This is a genomic window from Zoogloea oleivorans (assembly GCF_008107625.1).
GTDB classification, from domain to species: domain Bacteria; phylum Pseudomonadota; class Gammaproteobacteria; order Burkholderiales; family Rhodocyclaceae; genus Zoogloea; species Zoogloea oleivorans.
The window spans coordinates 1-19,504 of the sequence record NZ_SDKK01000014.1 but is presented as its reverse complement, the minus strand read 5'-3'; the positions used below and the strand labels follow the sequence as shown (position 1 = coordinate 19,504).

The 19,504-nt window shown below is 62.9% G+C and carries 19 protein-coding genes; 7 read left to right on the top strand and 12 right to left on the bottom strand.

The features are described from left to right. Positions 1 to 68: 68 nt before the first annotated feature. Positions 69 to 992, bottom strand: a complete 924-nt coding sequence (locus tag ETQ85_RS15200) for a LysR family transcriptional regulator (protein ID WP_148579923.1) — start codon at positions 990 to 992, stop codon at positions 69 to 71. Between the two features lie 65 nt (positions 993 to 1,057). Between ETQ85_RS15200 and ETQ85_RS15195 the strand changes: the two genes are divergently transcribed. The 3 genes from ETQ85_RS15195 (at position 1,058) to ETQ85_RS15185 (ending at position 3,650) form a co-directional block, all read left to right on the top strand. Beyond that, a complete protein-coding gene (locus ETQ85_RS15195; protein WP_222862183.1) occupies positions 1,058 to 1,864 on the top strand; it encodes a sulfite exporter TauE/SafE family protein in 807 nt (268 codons plus the stop codon). Between the two features lie 351 nt (positions 1,865 to 2,215). After that, complete coding sequence (locus ETQ85_RS15190) at positions 2,216 to 2,908, top strand: IPTL-CTERM sorting domain-containing protein (RefSeq protein WP_148579922.1); 693 nt, start codon at positions 2,216 to 2,218, stop codon at positions 2,906 to 2,908. A 49-nt stretch (positions 2,909 to 2,957) separates the two neighbouring features. Next, positions 2,958 to 3,650, top strand: coding sequence for a BclA C-terminal domain-containing protein (locus tag ETQ85_RS15185; RefSeq protein WP_148579921.1), 693 nt, complete (start codon positions 2,958 to 2,960; stop codon positions 3,648 to 3,650). 180 nt (positions 3,651 to 3,830) lie between these two features. On the opposite strand, the gene ETQ85_RS15180 is transcribed toward ETQ85_RS15185, so the two are convergent. Together ETQ85_RS15180 and ETQ85_RS15175 are read right to left on the bottom strand one after the other, a co-directional pair. After that, positions 3,831 to 5,858 (bottom strand): methyl-accepting chemotaxis protein, encoded by a 2,028-nt coding sequence (locus ETQ85_RS15180; RefSeq protein ID WP_148579920.1) that lies wholly within the window; start codon positions 5,856 to 5,858, stop codon positions 3,831 to 3,833. 87 nt (positions 5,859 to 5,945) lie between these two features. Next, a complete protein-coding gene (locus ETQ85_RS15175) occupies positions 5,946 to 7,190 on the bottom strand; it encodes a polyhydroxyalkanoate depolymerase (protein ID WP_148579919.1) in 1,245 nt (414 codons plus the stop codon). A 143-nt stretch (positions 7,191 to 7,333) separates the two neighbouring features. Here ETQ85_RS15175 and ETQ85_RS15170 point away from each other — a divergent pair, with 143 nt between their 5' ends. Next, complete coding sequence (locus ETQ85_RS15170; RefSeq protein WP_148579918.1) at positions 7,334 to 7,990, top strand: glutathione S-transferase; 657 nt, start codon at positions 7,334 to 7,336, stop codon at positions 7,988 to 7,990. A 366-nt stretch (positions 7,991 to 8,356) separates the two neighbouring features. Here ETQ85_RS15170 and ETQ85_RS15165 read toward each other — a convergent pair whose 3' ends face one another. Both ETQ85_RS15165 and ETQ85_RS15160 read right to left on the bottom strand, forming a co-directional pair. After that, a complete protein-coding gene (locus ETQ85_RS15165) occupies positions 8,357 to 9,391 on the bottom strand; it encodes a patatin-like phospholipase family protein (RefSeq protein ID WP_148579917.1) in 1,035 nt (344 codons plus the stop codon). Between the two features lie 78 nt (positions 9,392 to 9,469). Then, positions 9,470 to 10,327 carry an AraC family transcriptional regulator gene (locus tag ETQ85_RS15160; protein WP_222862182.1) on the bottom strand — a complete coding sequence of 286 codons (858 nt, stop codon included), beginning with the start codon at positions 10,325 to 10,327 and terminating at the stop codon, positions 9,470 to 9,472. A 71-nt stretch (positions 10,328 to 10,398) separates the two neighbouring features. Here ETQ85_RS15160 and ETQ85_RS15155 point away from each other — a divergent pair, with 71 nt between their 5' ends. Then, positions 10,399 to 11,625 (top strand): MFS transporter, encoded by a 1,227-nt coding sequence (locus ETQ85_RS15155; RefSeq protein WP_148579916.1) that lies wholly within the window; start codon positions 10,399 to 10,401, stop codon positions 11,623 to 11,625. 49 nt (positions 11,626 to 11,674) lie between these two features. Beyond that, a complete protein-coding gene (locus ETQ85_RS15150; RefSeq protein ID WP_148579915.1) occupies positions 11,675 to 11,962 on the top strand; it encodes a hypothetical protein in 288 nt (95 codons plus the stop codon). Here ETQ85_RS15150 and ETQ85_RS15145 read toward each other — a convergent pair. From ETQ85_RS15145 to ETQ85_RS15125, 5 genes are all read right to left on the bottom strand, one after another. Beyond that, positions 11,905 to 12,369 carry a hypothetical protein gene (locus ETQ85_RS15145; protein WP_187394727.1) on the bottom strand — a complete coding sequence of 155 codons (465 nt, stop codon included), beginning with the start codon at positions 12,367 to 12,369 and terminating at the stop codon, positions 11,905 to 11,907. The two genes, ETQ85_RS15150 and ETQ85_RS15145, sit on opposite strands and share 58 nt — an antisense overlap. Before the next feature lie 381 nt (positions 12,370 to 12,750). Next, positions 12,751 to 13,809, bottom strand: coding sequence for an alpha/beta hydrolase (locus ETQ85_RS15140; RefSeq protein WP_148579914.1), 1,059 nt, complete (start codon positions 13,807 to 13,809; stop codon positions 12,751 to 12,753). A 10-nt stretch (positions 13,810 to 13,819) separates the two neighbouring features. Next, positions 13,820 to 14,875, bottom strand: coding sequence for an alpha/beta hydrolase (locus tag ETQ85_RS15135; protein ID WP_148579913.1), 1,056 nt, complete (start codon positions 14,873 to 14,875; stop codon positions 13,820 to 13,822). Between the two features lie 31 nt (positions 14,876 to 14,906). After that, positions 14,907 to 15,728 carry a (R)-mandelonitrile lyase gene (locus ETQ85_RS26970; RefSeq protein WP_148579912.1) on the bottom strand — a complete coding sequence of 274 codons (822 nt, stop codon included), beginning with the start codon at positions 15,726 to 15,728 and terminating at the stop codon, positions 14,907 to 14,909. After that, complete coding sequence (locus ETQ85_RS15125) at positions 15,725 to 16,873, bottom strand: iron-containing alcohol dehydrogenase (RefSeq protein ID WP_148579911.1); 1,149 nt, start codon at positions 16,871 to 16,873, stop codon at positions 15,725 to 15,727. Before ETQ85_RS15125 ends, ETQ85_RS26970 begins: the two co-directional genes overlap by 4 nt. Positions 16,874 to 17,003: 130 nt before the next feature. Here ETQ85_RS15125 and ETQ85_RS15120 point away from each other — a divergent pair, with 130 nt between their 5' ends. Then, positions 17,004 to 17,975 carry a LysR family transcriptional regulator gene (locus ETQ85_RS15120; protein ID WP_187394726.1) on the top strand — a complete coding sequence of 324 codons (972 nt, stop codon included), beginning with the start codon at positions 17,004 to 17,006 and terminating at the stop codon, positions 17,973 to 17,975. Here the strand turns inward: ETQ85_RS15120 and ETQ85_RS15115 are convergent. Both ETQ85_RS15115 and ETQ85_RS15110 read right to left on the bottom strand, forming a co-directional pair. After that, positions 17,962 to 18,813 carry a GGDEF domain-containing protein gene (locus ETQ85_RS15115; protein ID WP_148579910.1) on the bottom strand — a complete coding sequence of 284 codons (852 nt, stop codon included), beginning with the start codon at positions 18,811 to 18,813 and terminating at the stop codon, positions 17,962 to 17,964. The two genes, ETQ85_RS15120 and ETQ85_RS15115, sit on opposite strands and share 14 nt — an antisense overlap. A gap of 198 nt (positions 18,814 to 19,011) precedes the next feature. Then, a partial coding sequence (locus tag ETQ85_RS15110) for a TolC family protein (protein WP_222862181.1) occupies positions 19,012 to 19,504 on the bottom strand: 493 nt, incomplete at both ends.

Here is a 19,504-nt window from a genome sequence, read left to right as displayed (position 1 = left end):
CGGACTTCAGTCCGACAAACCCTAGCTGAACCTGAGCTGTCGGACTGAAGTCCGACCCACCAAGCCGTTTACCAGGGTGCCGGGCCTTCGGCATCCTCGGGGCGGAAGCCGGCAAACCGCTCGGCCAGAAAGTCGATAAACACCCGCACCTTGGCCGACAGGTGGTGGCGTTGCGGGTACACCGCATGAATATCCCCCGACCCGCCCACCCATGGCGCCAGCACACGCACCAGCTGGCCGCTGCGCAGATAGGGTGCCACGTCCCATTCGGAGCGCAGCAGGATGCCGTGGCCGGCGAGCGCCCAGTCCACCGCCACTTCGCCATGGTTGCTGCTCAGGGCGCCACGCACCTTCACCGTCAGCTGGTGCGCGCCATCGGCAAGCTCCCAGTTGTTGAAGGCCCGGGTGTTCTCGCGGATCACGATGCACTGGTGCCCGGCCAGATCGCGGGGCTCGAGTGGCACACCCTGCTCTGCCAGATACGCCGGCGCCGCGCACAACAGGCGCCGGTTGCCGGCGATCTTGCGGGCCAGCACCCGCGCATCCGGTGGCGTGCCGAAGCAGATCCCCACGTCCATCGCCGTCGCCGTGAGATCCAGCGCCCTGTCGGTGAGCTGCAGGATCACCGACACATCCGGGTAAAGCCGCGCGAAATCGGCGATCACCGGCCCCAGGTGGCGCCGCCCGAAGCCGAAGGTGGCGTTGATGCGCAAGAGGCCGCGGGGCGCCTCCCGGCTGGCCGCCAGGCTGCGCTCCAGCTGCTCGATTTCGTGGAGGATGCGCCCGCCCTCTTCCAGGTAACGCTCGCCCTCCGGCGTCAGGCTCTGGCGGCGGGTCGTGCGGTTGAGCAGACGCACCCCGAGGCGCGCCTCCAGGGCCGCCAGGCGGCGGCTCACCGCCGGCGGTGTCACGCCCAGCTCGGCAGCGGCGGCGGCCAGGCTGGCGCTGCGGGCCAGCAGCGCGAAGAAGGCCAGATCGGATGCGTCCTGCATTCGTGCGTTCAAGTACCGAATAAAATTAACTTCGGCGCATTGTAGCAATCCGGCAGATCCCTATCATGGCCGTTCGATTCGCCTTCACCTATCCCGCCATGCCTGCTTTTGCCAGCCTCCTCGAACTCCTGCCGGCCCTCGCCGTTGGCGCGGCACTCGGCTTCTTCGGCGGCATGTTCGGCATCGGCGGCGGAATCATCGCGATTCCCCTGTTCGTCATTGGCTACGGCATGGACCAGCCGCTGGCCCAGGGCACCGCGCTGGTGATGATGGTGCCCAACCTGCTGGTCGGCTGGTGGCGCTACAGTCAGCGGCACCCCGTGCCGATCGGCCGGGCGCTGAGCATCGGCGCGCTCGCCGCGGCCACCACCTGGGTCACTGCCCGCTTCGCCAACGCCCTCAATCCGGTAACGCTGAAGGCGATCTTCGCCCTCTTTCTGCTTGTGCTGGCCGTCCACATGCTGGCCCGCCACCGGACGCCAAAGCCCCACACCACACCCCGGGTCGCACCGCGCTTCATACCGCTGGTCGGGCTGCTCGGAGGGAGCTGCATGGGGCTGCTGGGGGTGGGCGGCGGGCTGGTCGCCACGCCACTGCTTACCGGCCTCTTCGGCCTGCGCCAGACTGTCGCGCAAGCCTTTGCGCTGGCCCTCGTCGCCCCCAGCTCGGTGATCGCCCTGATCGCCTACGCCGACGCGCAGCGGGTGGACTGGGCCCTGGGTCTGCCGATGGCGGCCAGCGGCCTGCTCACGGTGTCGGCCGGCGTGGCCTTCGCCCATCGCCTGCCCGAAAAACAAATGCGCACCGCCTTCGCGTGGATGGTGCTGCTCACCGCCATCTGGTTGCTGGCTAGTCCGCTGGTGCTGCGCTAGCGCCTGTTCGGAACCATGCCCTAGGCGGTGCTTGGTCCACCCGCTTTCGCCGTCTGACCGGTGATGACGAGCGCCTGCCGGAAACCTTGACAGGATTGCACGATCTGGCTTTTATCTGTCTCATGCGGCCCCACCTGCCAGATGCCATGAACATCGCTCAGAACAGATTCCAGGCCAAGAGACGAATACTTACTTCGGGCTAAAAAGCCTTTGTGTAATTAATTTTAACAAACTATTATTTTGCGGACTTTGCGTTACTGATCCCCTTTTTGGCCATCCACCCTGGCGAGCACGCCTAACGGAACGCCTTAACCAGCGCCTCCGTGTGCCCGACCTCTACCGAGGCATCCAATGACCTGCAAGTCCACCATCAAGCTGGCCCTTCCCCTGCTGCTGGCCTTCGGACTACCGGCCCACGCCCAGATCAGCGTGCCCTCCGGCGGTACCTATGACGTTCCCACAGGCGCCACAATGGATCTCGCCTGTACCAACCTCGACATCCAGGGCGCCATGACGATCGGCGCCGGGCAACTCAACCAGATCGCCTCCGTCGGCATTGGCGCCAGTGGCTCGATCAACGCTGGCAGCGGCACGCTCTCCCTGAGCGGAGACTGGAGTAATGCCGGCTCCTTCGTCCCAGGCTCGAGCACCGTCATACTGACCGACAGTTGCGGCGGCGGCCCCACCGCCTTCAACGGCACCACCGTCTTCAACAATCTCACCCTCAGCAGCAGCACTGGCCACACCTTCGTCATCCCGACCGGATCCAACATCGTCGTTAACGGCACCCTGACCCTTCAGGGTGTCAACGGTCAGCCCATCCAGCTCGTCTCCGCTGGCGGATCATCCGTCATCTCACTCGGACCCGGCGCCAACGTGGTCAGCAACTTCGCCAACGTTGCGGGCAATGTCCAGATCGGCAATAGCGCCATCGGCAATGGCGCCCCCAGTTCCATTCCCACTCTCAGCGAATGGGCACGCCTGCTGCTCGCCCTGCTCATCGCCGGCACCACCGTGCATTCGCTTCGGCGCTTCCGTGCCTGAAGGCCAACGCCGCTCACACGATATTCGATTTCAACGGAGACCTCAGTCCATGCCCCGCTCGTTCCACACTTCCCGCCTTGTCGCCACCCTGGTCCTTGCGCTGACGGCCTACGCGAACATAGCCCAAGCCGCCGACATCGTCACCCGCCCGCCAGCAGGTAGCGCCTTTTCCGTGCGCAACAACGGCAACACTGTCGACCGTCTCCGCGTGGACGAAACCACCGGTACGGTAAGAATCCCGAGCCTGACGACTGCCGCCAACACCGGCATGAACAGCGTCACGTGCTTCGACGCTACCGGCATCCTCGGGCCTTGCGCACCAGGAGCAATCTCCGGCGGCATCAGCGCCTTTGGCTACACCTACGAACTGGCGACCATTGTCGACGCTACCGTCGTTGGTGGCGCCGACATTCCCTTCAGCAACAACGGCCCCCTGTCGTCGATCATGCACACAGCAGGAACAACCGTGGTAACCATCCCGGATGCCGGAAGCTACGAGGTGGACTACTCCATCAACATCACCGCAGGTGTCGGATCGCAGATCGCCGTTGCGGTGAACGGGATGGTGGATGCATCGACATCAGTCCCTGCCCTCGTCCCTACCGGTCACATCAGCGGAAAGGCTCTTCTGACCCTGGCTGCGGGAGACATCATCACCTTGCGCAATAACAGCGCAATCCCCCTTACCTTGTCCCTCGCACCGAGCGTCGGGGCCCAGTTGCGCGTGGTAAGGCTGAACTGATCAGCGACGAAGGCTCCCGCCAACTGGCGCGGGGCCCTCACCTACCGAGCCAACAGCGCCAAATGAAGGCCTGGCGCCAATAGCGACCAGGCCTTCATTGCAACAGGCATCACCATTGCGGGCCCCTCGTCTTCATCTCCAAATCCCACTCGCTTCGTCGCTGACACCAGCGGGAAGGCATTACAGGCGCAGGCGCGACACTTCGTTCTCGAGTTCGCGCGCCACGCTCAGCAGTTCATCGGCCTGATTGCGGTTGGTATCGGCCGAGCGGCTGGTTTCCGACACCGAGCGCGCCACCGATTCGATGCCACTCGAAATCGCATGGCTGGCCTGGCTCTGCTCGCGGGTGGCACGGGCAATGTCGGCCACTGCGCTGGAAGTCCGCTCGGCGCGTTCGTGGATGGCCTGCAGGGCATTTTCCACCTTGCGTGAGGCTTCGACGTTGCGATCGACCTGCTCCACCGCCCGCCGGGCCGAACCGGCCACCGAGGCCACACCTTCCTGAATGCTGTTGAGAATGGTGTCGATGAGGGACGCCGACTTGCCCGACTGCTCGGCCAGCTTGCGCACTTCGTCGGCCACTACCGCAAAACCGCGTCCCTGCTCACCGGCCCGCGCCGCCTCGATGGCAGCGTTGAGGGCGAGCAGGTTGGTCTGGTCGGAAATGTCACGGATCGCGTTGAGCACCCGATGGATCTCGGCCGATTGCTGACCCAGATTTTCCACCTGGGAAGCCGCATCCTGCACGGTCTGGGCGGTCTGGTTGAGCTGCACGATGGTCTCGTGCACGGTACTGACGCCTTCCTGCACCGACGCCGCCGTCTCGCGGGTCAGTTCGAGGGCATGGGCCGCGTTGCCGGCCACCTGTTCGACGCTGTGGGTCAGCTCTTCGGTCGTCCCCGCCATGGCACTGGCTGAATCGCTTTGCTGACGGGTCGCTTCACCCAGCACCTGCGACGAGGCCGACATGCTGCTGGCGGTGCGCTGCAGGTGGTCACTGGTCTGGCGGATGCTGCCGGTCAGGGCGCGCATGGAATCGGCCGCACTGTTGATGCTGTTGCCGATCAGGTCGATCTCGCTGCGGCTGCCCGCATCGACTTCGGCACGCACCGACAGGTCGCCATTGCCAAAGCGCGACACCAGTGCCGCCAGATGTGCCAGGGGGCTGAGACGCTGGCGCAGGAAGAAGGCCAGGGCCAATACCAGCGCGGCGCCACAACCAATCGCCAGCAGCGCAATCTTGTTGCGCAGATCGGTGGACTCTTCCACGAACTCATCCACCCACGACCCGGTGGCCACCAGCCAGTGCAGGTCCGGCAGTTCCCGCACCACCACCATCTTGTCCGTCTCGGCCCCCGGATCGCCCCACTTGTAGACCAGCGTGCCGTTCTTCTTCTCGATCAGGCTTTTGACGATGCCGCTCAAGCGCGGGTCCATGTCGGCCAGCACCTTGCCTTCAAACTTCGGGTGATAGATGAAGCGCACGTCCTTCGCGTCGCCGGACGGCACCGAGATGATGTAGGGGTAGCCGGTCTTGCCGACCTTCATGCCGGCCAGCTTCTCCTTGATGAGCTTGACGTTGCTCTCGGCATCCACCCGCATGGTCACCGCGCCGATCACCTTGCCCGACGCATCCTTGAGCGGCGTGGCCGCCAGCACGAACATCTTGCCGTTGCGCTCCAGCGAGCCCAGGAAGGGCTTGCCGGTCAGCAGGATCGACGGGTAAGCCCCGTTGTCATCCACCATTTCGCCGTGGCGGGGGTTGCCCTGCTTGTCCTTGAGCAGGGTGGAAGCGCGGTAGAAGCGCTCACCCTTTCTCACCAGAAAGGCCGGCTCCCGGTCGTTGTGAAGCTTGGCATAGGCGCTCAGCAAACCCACATTGCCGTTGAGCACCTGCGTGCCGATGGCAAGGTCGGGCACCACGTTGGGGCCCAGCGTCGTTTCCGTACCGGTCAGCCGCGGCTGGCCCTCGAAGGACTCCAGATACTGTCCCAGTGCATCCTCGGCCCGACGCTCCAGGGCATTCTGGGCATAGGCCAGCATGTTGATCGTCATGTCGGCCTGCAGGGCCAGCGACTCCTCGGCCTTGGCCAGCGCATTCTGGCGCGACAGGATCGAGACGGTAGTGACCAGGATGGCCACCATCAGGGTAATGCCGAGGGTACACAGCAGCACAACCTGCTGGACGATGGGTTTTTGTTTGAGCACTTTTATTATTCTCACGAAGCCGCCCGATGTGGGTATCCATCCGGTATCGGCACCGATACCGGATAGCTTGAGAGAAAAGTGCCCGGACTACTCGTCGAAAGCGTGAATGAAGTCGCGGATGCGCGGATAGATCTGACGCTCCCAGCGCTTGCCGTTGAAAACCCCGTAATGCCCGACCGCCGCCTGCAGATGATGCTGCTTGCGATAGGGCGCGAGCTTGCTGCACAAATCGTGGGCAGCGAGGGTCTGGCCAATCGAACAGATGTCGTCGCGCTCGCCCTCCACGGTGAATAGCGCGGTGCGCCGGATCGCCTCCGGTTTGACCACCCGGCCCCGGTATTCGAGCTGGCCCTGAGCCAGGTGATATTCCTGAAACACCTTCCTCACCGTCTGCAGGTAGAACTCGGCGGGCAGATCCATCATCGCCAAGTATTCATCGTAGAACTCCTTGATGCTGTGCCCGCTGACGCGGTCCCCCTCGGCAAAGTGGCCGTACATCTTGCGGAAGGACTCCTTGTGGCGATCCATGTTCATGCTCATGAAGGCCGAGATCTGCAGGAAGCCCGGATAGACCCGCCGCAAGGCCCCCTTGTAGCGCAGCGGCACCACGCCGATGAGCTTCTTCTCGAACCACTCGATGGGCTTTTCGGTGGCCAGGCGATTCACCTCGGTGGGGTTGATGCGGCAATCGATGGGGCCGGCCATCAGCGTCATGCTGCGCGGCTGGTGGGGGTGGCCGTCCTCGGCCATCACCGCCACCGCAGCCAGGGTCGGCACGGTGGGCTGGCACACCGCCACCAGGTGGGTGTGGGGGCCGAGCCAGTCCACAAACCCGATGATGTGCTCGATGAAGGTATCGAGATCGAAAGCACCTTCGACGAGCGGAATGTCGCGCACGTTGTGCCAGTCGGTCACGTACACGTCGTGGTCCTGGAGCAGGGTCTGCACCGTGCCGCGCAGCAGCGTGGCAAAGTGCCCCGACACGGGGGCCACCAGCAGCACCTTCGGCTCGCCGGGGCGGGCCGGCGCCTTGCGAAAGCGCTGCAAGGTACAGAAAGGCGTGGCGAACACCGCCTCCTCATGCACCGAACAGGTGCCCGTGGGGGTGTCGACCGTATGGATATCGAACGGCGGCCGGGCATGTGTCAAACCCGCCAGTGCGACCACTTCGCAGGCCGCCGCCGCCTTGCGCAGGGACTTGCTCTCGGGAAACCAGAACAGGCTGTGATGCAACCAGGGCGCCATATGCCGCGCCATCGAACGCATCGGCGTCGTCAGGTCGGCCAGGGCCTGATAGGCCTGGTAATGCAAGGCTGGGCTGTTGGGGGACATGGTCTTTTTATAGGTATGTGGCAATACCCATTCCAAGCAAGCCACATGCCGCACGGCACTCCCGGCTTGGCACGTGGCTTGCTGCACATACCTCGGGGCGCCCTCCTGCGGCACCCCGCCCGTTTTGTGGAGGCCACATCAAAATGCCCGTCGCGACCCTTACCCTGAGCAGCAGAAACTACTCGTCCTGGTCCCTCCGAGGCTGGCTGATGGCCCGCTTCGCAGGCCTCGACTTCAAGGAAGAAATGGTCGAGCAGGACGACGCCGGCGCCCGCGCCGAACTGCTGCTCCTCGCCCCCTCCGTGCGCGTGCCACGCCTCACCCATCGCGACATTTCCGTGTGGGACACCCTGGCCATCGGTGAATACCTCAACGAGATCAAGCCCAAGGCCGGCCTGCTGCCCGCCGATGCCGTCGCCCGCGCCCACTGCCGCTCCATCTGCGGCGAGATGCACTCCGGCTTCAGCGCCCTGCGCTCCGCACTGCCCATGAACCTCAAGGCCAGCTTCCCGAATTTCACCGTGTGGTCCCGCGCCCACGGCGACATCGACCGGGTGGCCGAGATCTGGCGCGACTGCCTCACCCGCTACGGCGGCCCCTACCTGTTCGGCCAGCAACGCAGCATGGCCGACGCCATGTACGCCCCGGTCGTCACCCGCTTCCTCACCTACGGCGTACACCTCGACGACACCTGCACCGCCTACTGCGAGACGATCATCAAACTGCCCGAAATGCAGGCATGGATCGCCGCTGCCAAGCTGGAACCGGACGACATCGAAGAGCTGGAAATGGAGTTCTGAGCGCAGCGAGCCCGCACCACACCGAGGCAGCATGCCCGCCAACGGTGCGTGAAACGCCCCCCTGTGGGTCGGACTTCAGTCCGACTCTGCTGGCTGCACCCGTGATGTCGGACTGAAGTCCGACCCACAAAACCATCGCCTGCCGCCCCCGTGGGTCGGACTTTAGTCCGACCCACAAAACCATCGCCTGCCGCCCCCGTGGGTCGGACTTTAGTCCGACTCTGCTGGCTGGGCGCGTGCTGTCGGACTGAAGTCCGACCCACAAAAACATCGCCTGCCGCCCCCTGTGGGTCGGACTTCAGTCCGACTCTGCTGGCTGAACCCGTGCTGTCGGACGGAAGTCCGACCCACAGGGCGACTCACGGGCTACTCGAACACCTCGCCCACATTCACCGTGCCGCGCTTGCCCACATCGTCCCGGTGGGTGCGAATCCACCCGGCGGCGCGGGCACGCCCCAGGTCACGCAGCTCGGTCAGAAACGCCCGTGACGCATTGAGCTTGCTCGCCGCGCCAATGCCGGCGAGTTCCTCCGCCTCCAGCATATGAAAGTGCAACCCCGTGATGCGGCGCTCGAAGCGCCCCAGCGGCATCCAGCCGCGGCCTTCCTCGATGTAGGCGCGGGCATGGGCAATCATCCGCATCTCGCGCAAAAAGGTCGTCGAAAAGCCCAGCTCCATGCTGCGCGCCGCGATTTCCTCGGCGCTACGCGGCGCCTCGGGACGTGTGAGGGGGTTGAGCAGCACCAGCAGAATGTCCGGCGTGGCGCATTCGTACATCAGCGGGTAGATCGCCGGGTTCGCCGTAAAGCCCCCGTCCCAGTAAGCCTCACCGTCGATCTCCACGGCGTGGTGGATGGTTGGCAGGCAGGCCGAGGCCATCAGCGCATCCTCACTGATCTCCCCGGTGCGAAACAAGCGCACCTTGCCCGACTGAACCCGCGTGGCCGCCACGAAGAGCTTGAGCGGACAGTCCTGCCGGATGCGCTCGAAGTCGAACTGGGCGCGCACCACGTCGCGCAGGGGGTTCAGTTCAAAAGGGTTGAGCTGGTACGGAGAAAACAGCTTGGTGAAGCCGATCATCATGCTCATGGCCGGCGGCATGGCACCGTCGCCGGACGGGTTCAGATCAAAGGGCGTGCAGTCGGCCACCGCATTCCAGAAACTGGCCAGCGACGCCCGCGCCCCTTCCGCCCCGCCCGTCGTCCAGCCCTGGGCCAGGGCCACCGCATTCATCGCACCGGCGCTGGTGCCGCTCACCCCCTCCAGCTGCCAGTCATCCTCAAGCAGGCGGTCCAGCACCCCCCAGGTGTAGGCCCCGTGGGCCCCGCCGCCCTGCAGGGCCAGGCTCAGCGGCGGTGCAGCCGCCTCGTCATGTTTCTTCCACCAGCGTTTCCGGATCATCGCAAATCTCCTCAGGCAACAGCGCAACGGCAGGATTGCTGCATTGCACAATACCTAAAGAATGGACGCCCGAGGGTTTCAGAAGTTCAAGGATGGGTATTCGACGTCAGCCGCTTCATGATCCTCGCCAGCGATTGCGCCTGCCTCCCCGGAAAAATACCGCCGCGGCTCCAGACCCAGGGCGCGCTTGAACATGGCGGCAAAAGCGCTGGCACTGCGATAACCCAGGCGTTCGGCCACCAGCGCAACCGAAACACCGCTGGCCAGGTGGCCGAGGGCTTCTACCAGGCGGGCCTGTTGCCGCCACTGACGAAAGCTCATGCCGGTTTCACGCTGGAACTGGCGGGCCAGCGTCCGGCTGCTGGTTGCCTGCTGTTCGGCCAGGGTTTCCAGCGTCTCCCGGCTTTCCGGGTTGGCGATCAGCTCCTCGCACAGCCGGTGCAGGCGTCGCTCGCCAGGCATCGGCAAATGCAGTGCGGGAATCTTCAGGAAGCGCAGTTCGCACAGCGCCAGCGCGGCGATCTGGCCGGCCCGGCCCTCGCGGTCGTAGGCCACCGGCTCGTCGAGCAGCGCCAGGATCAATGCCCGCAGCAAGGGGCTGACTTCGAGCAGGCAACAGGTGTCGGGCAGGCCCGGGGCGGCGTCCGGGCGGATGTACAAGGTGCGCATTTCCACCGTCCCCAGCATGATCACCCGATGCGCCGTGTCGGCCGGTATCCAGACGCCACGTACCGGCGGCACCACCCAGCAGCCGACCTCGGTTTCCACGCGCATGACGCCGCTGCCGGCATAAATCAGCTGCGCCCGCGGGTGACTGTGGATCGGCGTTTCGCCACCCCGGTAGTTGCGCGCCTTGGCAGTAACCGGGTGCGGCAGGGTCTGGTACTCGCCGTCATGACAGAGGGTCATTTCAGGGCTGGCGATTGTCCAATTCACGATGCTTTTTGTCCGGACGTGCTTGAATCAGTCATTCTAGACTGGCGCTCTACAAGCTCGAAGCACCCATCATGGAAAAGACACTCAACGCGGATACCGCCCTCGCCGCACCGCCGGCACACGATATCCACCTCACCACCACCTACCCGGTGATTGCGGCCATCAGCTTCGCCCACCTGCTCAACGACATGATGCAGTCGGTGCTGCTGGCCATCTATCCGATGCTCAAGCTTGGCCTGCAGCTGTCCTTTGCCCAGATCGGGATGATCACCCTGACCTACCAGATCACCGCCTCACTGCTGCAACCCCTGATCGGCCTGTATACCGACCGCCGGCCGAAGCCCTATTCGCTGCCGGTCGGCATGGGTTTCACGCTGGTCGGCCTGCTGCTGCTTTCGCACGCCGACAGCTATGGCGCCGTGCTGGCTGCGGCGATGCTCATCGGCATGGGCTCCTCGGTCTTCCATCCCGAATCCTCGCGGGTGGCCCGCATGGCGGCCGGCAATCAGCCCGGCCTGGCCCAGTCGCTGTTCCAGATCGGCGGCAACCTCGGCACTGCCATCGGCCCGCTGCTCGCGGCGCTGGTCATCGTTCCCTACGGCCAAGGCAGCGCGGCGTGGTTCTCGCTGGCCGCCTTGCTCGGCGTCGTCGTGCTCAGCCTCGTCGGCCGTTGGTCCAGCCAACACGTCGCCGGCTTTCACAAGCGCATGAAGGCCCACGCCGACAATGGCCTGAGCAAGCGACAGATCATCGTGTCGCTGCTCATTCTCGGCCTGCTCATGTTCTCCAAGTTCTTCTACATGAGCAGCCTGAGCAGCTACTACACCTTCTACCTGATGGAAAAATTCGGCCTCTCGCTGCCCAGCGCCCAGATGTACCTGTTCGCCTTCCTGTTTGCCGTTGCCGCCGGTACCGTCGCCGGCGGGCCGATTGGCGACCGGATCGGCCGCAAGCGCGTGATCTGGGCTTCGATTCTCGGCGTCACACCGTTCACGCTCCTGCTGCCCCATGTCGGGCTGTTCTGGACGGGCGTGCTCTCGGTCATCATCGGCCTGATCCTCGCCTCGGCCTTCTCGGCCATCCTGGTCTATGCGCAGGAACTGGTGCCGGGCAAGGTCGGCACCATCTCCGGCCTGTTCTTCGGCTTCGCCTTCGGCATGGCCGGCATCGCCGCCGCCCTGCTGGGGCAACTGGCGGATGCAACTGGCATCGAAGCGGTCTACCGGCTGTGCGCCTATCTGCCCTTGATCGGCCTGCTGACCGCGTTTTTGCCGAACATCAGGAAGCTGCACAGCTAAGCAAAGCGGCGGCCCGGCTCACCAATGGGTGCCCGGCCTCAGCCACTTCATGAAAACCATCAAGACCCTGACAAAAATTATCAAGGCCTTCACACCCGCCGTCAAAGCCCTGACGGCCAGCATCAGCGCGTTGATGCCAATCATCAGCGGGAGCACAAAAGTCATGAGGGGCTTCACGTTCGCCATGAAGCCCCTCATGAAAATCATCAGCCCCCTGATGACTGCCATCAAGTGCTGGGCAACCAGCACCCACACCCTGACGGCAATCATCAAAAGCCTTCAAACTGCCGCCACAACCTTCGCCGCCTTCGTCGGCCGCCGCACCGCCATCGCCTGACGCAGCGCCTCCAGCCCCTCGCCCTTCCCGAACATCTTCATCAGCGCATAGCCCTCCAGCGACGCCATCAACACATCGCTGCCCAGCGCAGTCTGCGTGTCCTGCATCTTCGCCAGCACCTCCAGCAAGCGCAGCAAACGCGGCCGAATCGCATCAAACGCCGCCAGATCGCGCCGCACCTCCTCCAGCTTCAAGGACGGCGGCAGCGAATCCTGGTTCTGATCCAGCACCACCAGCGTCTGCCGGCAGAACTGCTCCGACTTGCCCCCCATCTTCACCAAGCCCCGCACCTCATCCGCGGTCAGCGTGATGAACGGCGTCACCACCTCCTCCAGTATCGCAATCGCCTGATCAAGCGCTTCAAGGGTCTTGGCGGGGAGGTCGAGGGAAATGAGGTTCTGGGTCATGGCACGGCTCCTGGAAGTGGCAAGTTTTAGAGGGCGCCGGGGGGCCGGATTTGCGTTGAAGAGCCCGCGCGGCACGGGGCGGATATTACCTACACATACTCAAAACGTATACTCGAATGGGTAATGGTGCGGGGCGGGGTTGTGCGGATGGAGGCTGGGGAGCGGATGAGACGTGCGGGTGGTGGGGGGTTTGTTGGCTGCAGTGGGCGTCACGAAAGGGATGGAGGTCGAGTTGATAGCAATTCCCCGGTGAAGCCGCCATTCGGGTCTGTCGCCACCAATAGCCGGCTGAAGGCAGTCACCTGCCCTGCGAACGTTGTGCAGGCCTCAGAAAGGCATCTTTCCGTGGCCTGATCGGACAGCCGCCAAATCAACCTACACTCAATCCAGATGCTTTTCCGCCAGAAACCCTGACATCAAGTCTGCGACCTGTACGTTGTTGAGATCGGAGAACGGGAAGTGCGTGTTGCCGCGAATGCCAATCTCCGGCAAATGTACGACCTTCGCGTCGCCGCCGTGGCGATTGATGGTTTCAGCCCAGCGTTTTGCCATGGCGAGGCGCACGCGCCAGCCATCCTGACCCGGATTGGCCATGGGCGCTTTCGGAATGAAGTCGCCGTAGTAAATGATGATCGGGATTTTGGTGAGCTTCATGAACTCTGCCGGGGGGATGCCGACGGGTTCCAGCGCCCCGGCTGCGCTCGCCATGGCAGGCGGCAGCTCGCCTTCCGGGAAGACGAAGCCGCTGCCCGGCTCGTACGAGACGATGGCGCGGATGCGCGGATTCTTCATCGCCGCCAGCCAGCCCATGCCGCCACTGTGCGAGTGCGTGACGAGGATGGCCGGACCGATCTTGTCGAACAAGGCGGAAACCGCATCGCTGGCCAGCTTGGCGTCGATGGGGCCGGTGTCCGGGGTCATGGCCCGGAAGTATTGATCGAGCGCATCCCTGGAGCGAGAGAACTGCACGCCGGGGAAATAGTCGGGCCAGACGCCGACCCTGAAAGTGTTGAACCAGCGTTGTTCATCCGGCGTGGCGCTGACAGTTCCACCAACGGTGCCGCGCCCCGCGGCGCCGCGGCGCGGCTGATCGATCAGGTAGGTGGCGAATTGCCGGCGCAGGAAGAGGTTCTGGTATCCCTCGCGGCCATCGGCGGTGGTCTCCCATGTCTTCGAGAACTGCCCGAAACCATGCCACATCACCAGCGGCAGTTTTCTGGGATTGACGGGCACCTGATAGAACACGCGTGCGTGGTCGCCGTGGAGGGTCTGTCCGTCGGGGCCCTGAATGACGCTACCGCCGATGGCAAAGCTGCCCTGCTCCTGAATCACCAGGGGGTTTGTCGCGTCGCCCGGTGCAGCGTGGGTCAGCGGTGATGCCGAAAGCGCCGCGCATACCAGTGCGGCGAGGATTCGAGGACTATGACGTTTGATGTTCATGCAATACCTTTCAGAGCGACTTGCCGTAGAACTGGGTCAGCTTTTCCACCGCCTGATTCACGTACTTCGGCACCCAGTAGGTTTCGATGTGCGTTGCGCCGTCGATCTTGAACAGTTCCTTGTCCTGCGTGCCAGTCGCCTTGGCGAAGGCCTCGTCGGTCATGTAGAGGCTGTCGGCCTTGCTCCCGGCGATCATCAGCAAGGGCTTGTCGATCAATTCAATCTGGTGGGTGGCATCGAAGCGCATCAGGTCCAGCAAGCTGCTCGTGGTGTACTTGAAGGTCGAGTTGGGGTGCGCATGCGTCTTCCAGTAATACTCATAACCCTGCCGATACAGATCAAACGGCAACTTGGCGATCTGCGCATCGCTGAGGTTGGCGTCACCGGAATAGAGGACCGCAGTGCCGGCCGCTTCCTGAGCGCGGGCATTTGAGGCCTGCTGCAGGCGTGCCTGAATCGTGTCCCGTTGCGAATCCACATAGCCATTGCGACGAACGCGTCCGGAATTGAACATGCTCACCGTCGCAATTGCCTTGAAGCGCTTGTCGGTTTGCGCAGCAGCCAGCGAATAGCCGCCGCCACCACAAATACCGAGCAAACCCAGGCGTGCAGTGTCGACACCGGCGTACTGGCCGATGAAGTCGGCCATGCCGTGAATGTCTTCGATCCGGTAGGCGGGCTTGTCCACGTTACGGGGCTGGCCGCCACTGGCGCCTTGATAGGCGGCATCCGCCGCGATGGTGATGTAGCCTTGCTCAGCCAGACGCTGGGCGTACAAACCGGCCACTTGTTCTTTCACGCCGCCGTTGGGATGGGCGACCACAACCGTTGGATATTTCTTGTTTGAGTCGTAATTCGCGGGGGTATAGACGTTAGCTGAAATGTCGATGCCATTGAGTTTGTACGTCACCGTGCGGATATTGACTTTGCCCTTCACGTTTTCGGTAATGGCGCCCGCATAGGCCAGCGTGAATGGATTCTGTTTGTAGTCTGCGGCCATGGTGCCTCCGGATAGTGCGCCGATGCTTGCGGCCAGCAACAGGGAATGGATGATCTTCAATTTCATGGGGATTGCTCCTGCAACTGATGGATCAGGATCATTTCGCCGGCAGGAGAACGTCCTTGGCGATGGTTGCCGCCGATACACTGCTCGGCCAGCCTGAATAGAACGCGAGGTGCGTGATGGCTTCTGCCAGTTCTTCACGCGTCAGGCCGTTCTGGCTTGCCAGCCCGAGGTGCGAACGGAGTTGATCCGGGCGGTTCAGCGCGATCAGAGCGCTCACGGTGATCAGGCTGCGGTCGCGCTTCGACAGTCCGGGGCGCTCCCAGACATCCGCATAGAGAACCTTGTCGGTGAGTTCGGCGAACTTCGGCGCGATCTCGCCGAACAACTGTTGCGCGCGCGAATTCTTGTCGGGCGCGGGCGGTGTCGTCGCGGCGGCGATGCCGTATTGCTCGTCAGTGACTTTTTCAAACCACTCGGCGGTATTGCCATCGACCTGTTCCTGGATCGCGATATGCGTCATCGAACTGCCCGGCGAGGCGCCATGCCAGTGCCTGGTAGCAGGCGGAATGGACACGACATCCCCCGTTCTGATTTCCTGGACGGCACCGCCCCGGAACTGGATGCGTCCCGTACCCGCGGTAACGATCAGCGTTTGCCCCAGGGGATGGCTGTGCCAGGCCGTGCGGGCACCGGGTTCGAATGTCACCTGACCGCCGGTGACGCGGGATGGGGCGTTGGCGGAGAACAGGCTTGTGATCCGGGCATTGCCGGTGAACCGGTCGCTGGCGCCTTGGGTAACGGGGCGCGTCGCCTCACGGGACACCACTGCACTTGGGGGCAAGTCGTGTTCCTGAGCCAGAGCGCACGATGAGATGACAGCCAGGGCAATCAGGCAGATTGGTTTGGCGCTCATAGCGCGCCCTTCAAGATGGTCGCGACCACATCCCGGGTATAGATGTCAGCGACGCCGAAATACTCGGCGTTGCCCAGAACGTTCTCAATCGTGGCGGGCAACTCAGCCTCGGTTATTCCCAGCTGCGACAGGCGCGTCGGCGTGCCGATCTTGTTGAACCAGCTTTCCAGTGCGGCAATGCCTTGTTCAGCCCCGGTGACACCAAACACGTTCTTGGCAAAGCGCTCGAACTGGGCCGGATTGCGGCCGTGATACCACTTCATCCAGGCCGGGATCACCACCGACAAGCCCGCCCCGTGCGGCACATTGAAAAGGGCCGAGAGGGAATGTTCGATCATGTGGTTGGGGTAGCTGTAGCCGGACGTACCGGCGTAGATCAGCCCGTTCAGCGCCTGGGTGGAGGCCCAGGCGAACTCGGCACGGGCCGCATAATCGTCAGGATTGACCAGCAGCGTTTCCGTCGTTTCGATCACCGTGTTGATGATCGCTTCGACCAGTCGCGAGTGGAAACGCGGCTGCACGGCGGCTGTAAAGTAGCCCTCGATCGAGTGGGCGATGATGTCGGCAGCGGAGTACACCAGGTAGTCCCGGGAAACCGTCTTCATCAGGGCCGGGTTGACGATGGAGACCTTGGGATAGGTATGAACGGAGCTGATCGCAAACTTTTCCCGGGTCGCTTCGTTGGTAACGACCGCACCGTTGTTCATCTCGCTGCCGGTGGCGGCCAGCGTCAGGATGTCAAACACCGGCAGGGCAGCTTCGATGACCGCCTTGCCGATGAACAGATCCCACACATCGCCGTCGTGCCGCACGCCGGCGGCAATCGCCTTGGCGCTGTCGAGCACGGATCCGCCGCCAACGCTCAGGATCGCCTCGACCTTGCTGCCACGCGCCAGGCCGATGGCTTCACGCACCTTGGAGAGGACGGGATTGCTGACGATGCCGCCGCACTCGACGAACTGAATATCGTGTACCGCGAGGCTCTTGCTGACGACCGCGAACAGGCCGTCACGCTTGATGCGGTCGCTGCCGTAGCAAAGCAACACCTTCCTGATGCCATGCTCGGCCAGATGCTGGCCGATCAGTTGTTCCGTGCCAGTGCCAAATTCGATTTTGGTCGGATTGAAAAAGGTGAAGTTGTCCATCTGAAGTCCTTTACAAAGTGATTCGTAGCGTTATCGATGGACGAACTTTAGGCGGCGGACACACATTAAACTACCGCCAAATTGCTTGTATTATTTACAACCTATTGATGTGAATAACACGAGGCGAAAGATGCCGATCAATGAATTGCGCTCCATCACCACCTTCATCCGCACGGTAGAACTCGGCAGTCTCAGCAAGGCGGCAGCGGCGCAGCAAATCTCACCGCAGGCAGCCAGCAAGGCGCTCGGCCAACTGGAGCAGCACCTTGGGGTGCGACTGTTTCACCGAACCACCCGCAGCATGTCGCTGACCGAGGAAGGGCAGCGTTTCTTTGAGGCAGCCCAGCCTTCGCTGATCAGCCTCCAGCAGGCCCTGAATGCCGCCCGGCAGACCCGGGAAGACCTGGCGGGGCCACTGCGCATCGTCGGACCCCGCACGGTATTGCAGCCCGTCATCGGTCCCGTGCTGGACGAATATTGCCGGCTCTATCCCGAAGTTCAGCCCGACGTTCAGCTGGACGATCGCGTTGGCAACTGGGTCGAGGATCGCGTTGATGTCGGATTTCATCTGGGCAACCCTCCGGATGAGGGCCTTATCGCGCGTCGTCTGTTCCCGATGCAGCTGGTTATTTGTGCTGCTCCCAGTTATCTGCGCAAGTATGGCGTTCCGCGAACCTTGTACGAGCTGGACTCGCACCGCTGCAGTGCCTTTCGCCGTGCCAGTGATGGCCGCGTTTCTCCATGGCGCGTGAGGGTTGGCGACGGCATGCAGGAGCAATATGTCCGCCCCGCCTTTTGCACTAATGACGAGGCGTTCGAACTGCGTGCCGTTCTCGCTGGCGAAGTAATTGGACAACTCGCCGTCCCCTCAGCCGCATCATTGATTCGCTCCGGACGTCTCGTTCCGTTGTTGCTAGAACATGTGGCGGACAATTTCAGCCTGTTCGTCTACTACGGGAGTCGTGCTGCCCAGCCAGCCCGGGTGCGTCGTTTTATTGATCTGGCCATGGAGCGACTTACGGACAATCATAATTTCGTGCTCCGGAATGACGAGCTGGCAAACGCACACGCCAAAGGGATGATCGGGATCACAAGCGACTGAAAAGCGAAAAGCCCGATTTATTCCGTTTTGCCTCGTACATGGCCTTATCGGCATTGGCGACCAGCGAATCCGCTGTGGTGCCGTCAGCCGGAAACATCGCTATGCCGATGCTGGGGTGAATGACCAGACGGATGTTCACATCCCGTATCGGGATGTCACATGGAGCACTGGTAGTCGCGATGATCTTTTCCGCGATGGTCGTCATGTCCCGTTCGTTTTTGATCTCGACCAATATGTACAGGAATTCGTCTCCCCCATGACGACAGACGGTATCTTCGTCTCGAGACGCCTGCTTGATTCGCCCGGCAATGGTTTTCAAGACGATATCGCCGACGTCATGCCCGTGCGTGTCATTGATACTTTTGAAGTCATCCAGGTCGACAAACATCACGACCAAAGAAATGCCGTTCCGTTTCGCATGAGCCAATCCGTGCTCAAGTCGATCATTGAATAGCGCGCGGTTGGGGAGGCCAGTCAATGGGTCGTGGAGGGATGCATGGCGCGCTTTTTCACCCTGCTGTATCTCCGCAGCCAACCTCTCTTGCAGGATGGTCCGCTTCTGCAATTCTTCCTTCAGCGCCATATTGACCAGCGACAACTGCTCGGAAGCGTTCTGCACCTTGCCCTCGACAGCCTCGCTTTTTTCCAGAGCGTTTTCAACACCGGGCGAGGTCTCGCCGTCCAGCAGTTCGCTCTTGAGTCCGGCATTGACCGACGACAGATCATCTGCACATTCTTCGACAATGTCTTTGACACGCTCGCTCTGCCCCAGCACTTTGGACAAGGAATTGGCAGGTTGAGGACTTTTCAACAACTGTGCGATTTTGTCTTTTGGCATGCATCCCCTCGTCCTGTCGGCTGGTGAGATCAAGATCGGAAGCGTTTAACCCAGGCATCCAGATATTTCGGTATGCCTGCACCTGCCAGAAACATCCGGCACTCACAGCATGAAGAGTAGTCACCTGATCAACGAAACTCTGTACGCCGGCACGCTTAAGCATCCGCGCGATGCTTGTGGGCGACTGAAGTCGCCCNNCCCCGCGTTCTTCGCCAGCAACACTGCCGCCACCAGCCGGCGGGCGGCGAGGTCGTTGGCGCTGCGCTGGGCGCTGAGGTGGGTGGCCTGGGCGGTGACGACGTTGAGGAAGCTCACCGTGCCGGCGCGGTACTGGTTGAGGGCGATGGTTTCAGCCTCGGCTGCGGCGGCGACGGCGGCGGCTTGTTCGACGCCGGCTTCGTCCAGCAGGCGGGCGGCGGCGAGGTTGTCTTCGACTTCCTGGAAAGCCACCAGCACGGTCTGGCGGTAGGTGGCGACGGCTTGTTCCCAACTGGCGGCGGCCTGGCCGACGGCGGCTTTTTTGGCGCCGGCGTCGAAGATGGTGGCGGCGAGGGTCGGGCCGAGGGACCAGTAGCGGCTTGGCAGGGTGATCAGCTCGGCCAGGTCGGAGCGACGGAAGCCGCCCGAGGCGGAGAGGCCGAGCACCGGGAAGCGGGCCGCCTGGGCAGCGCCGATGGCCGCATTGGCCGCG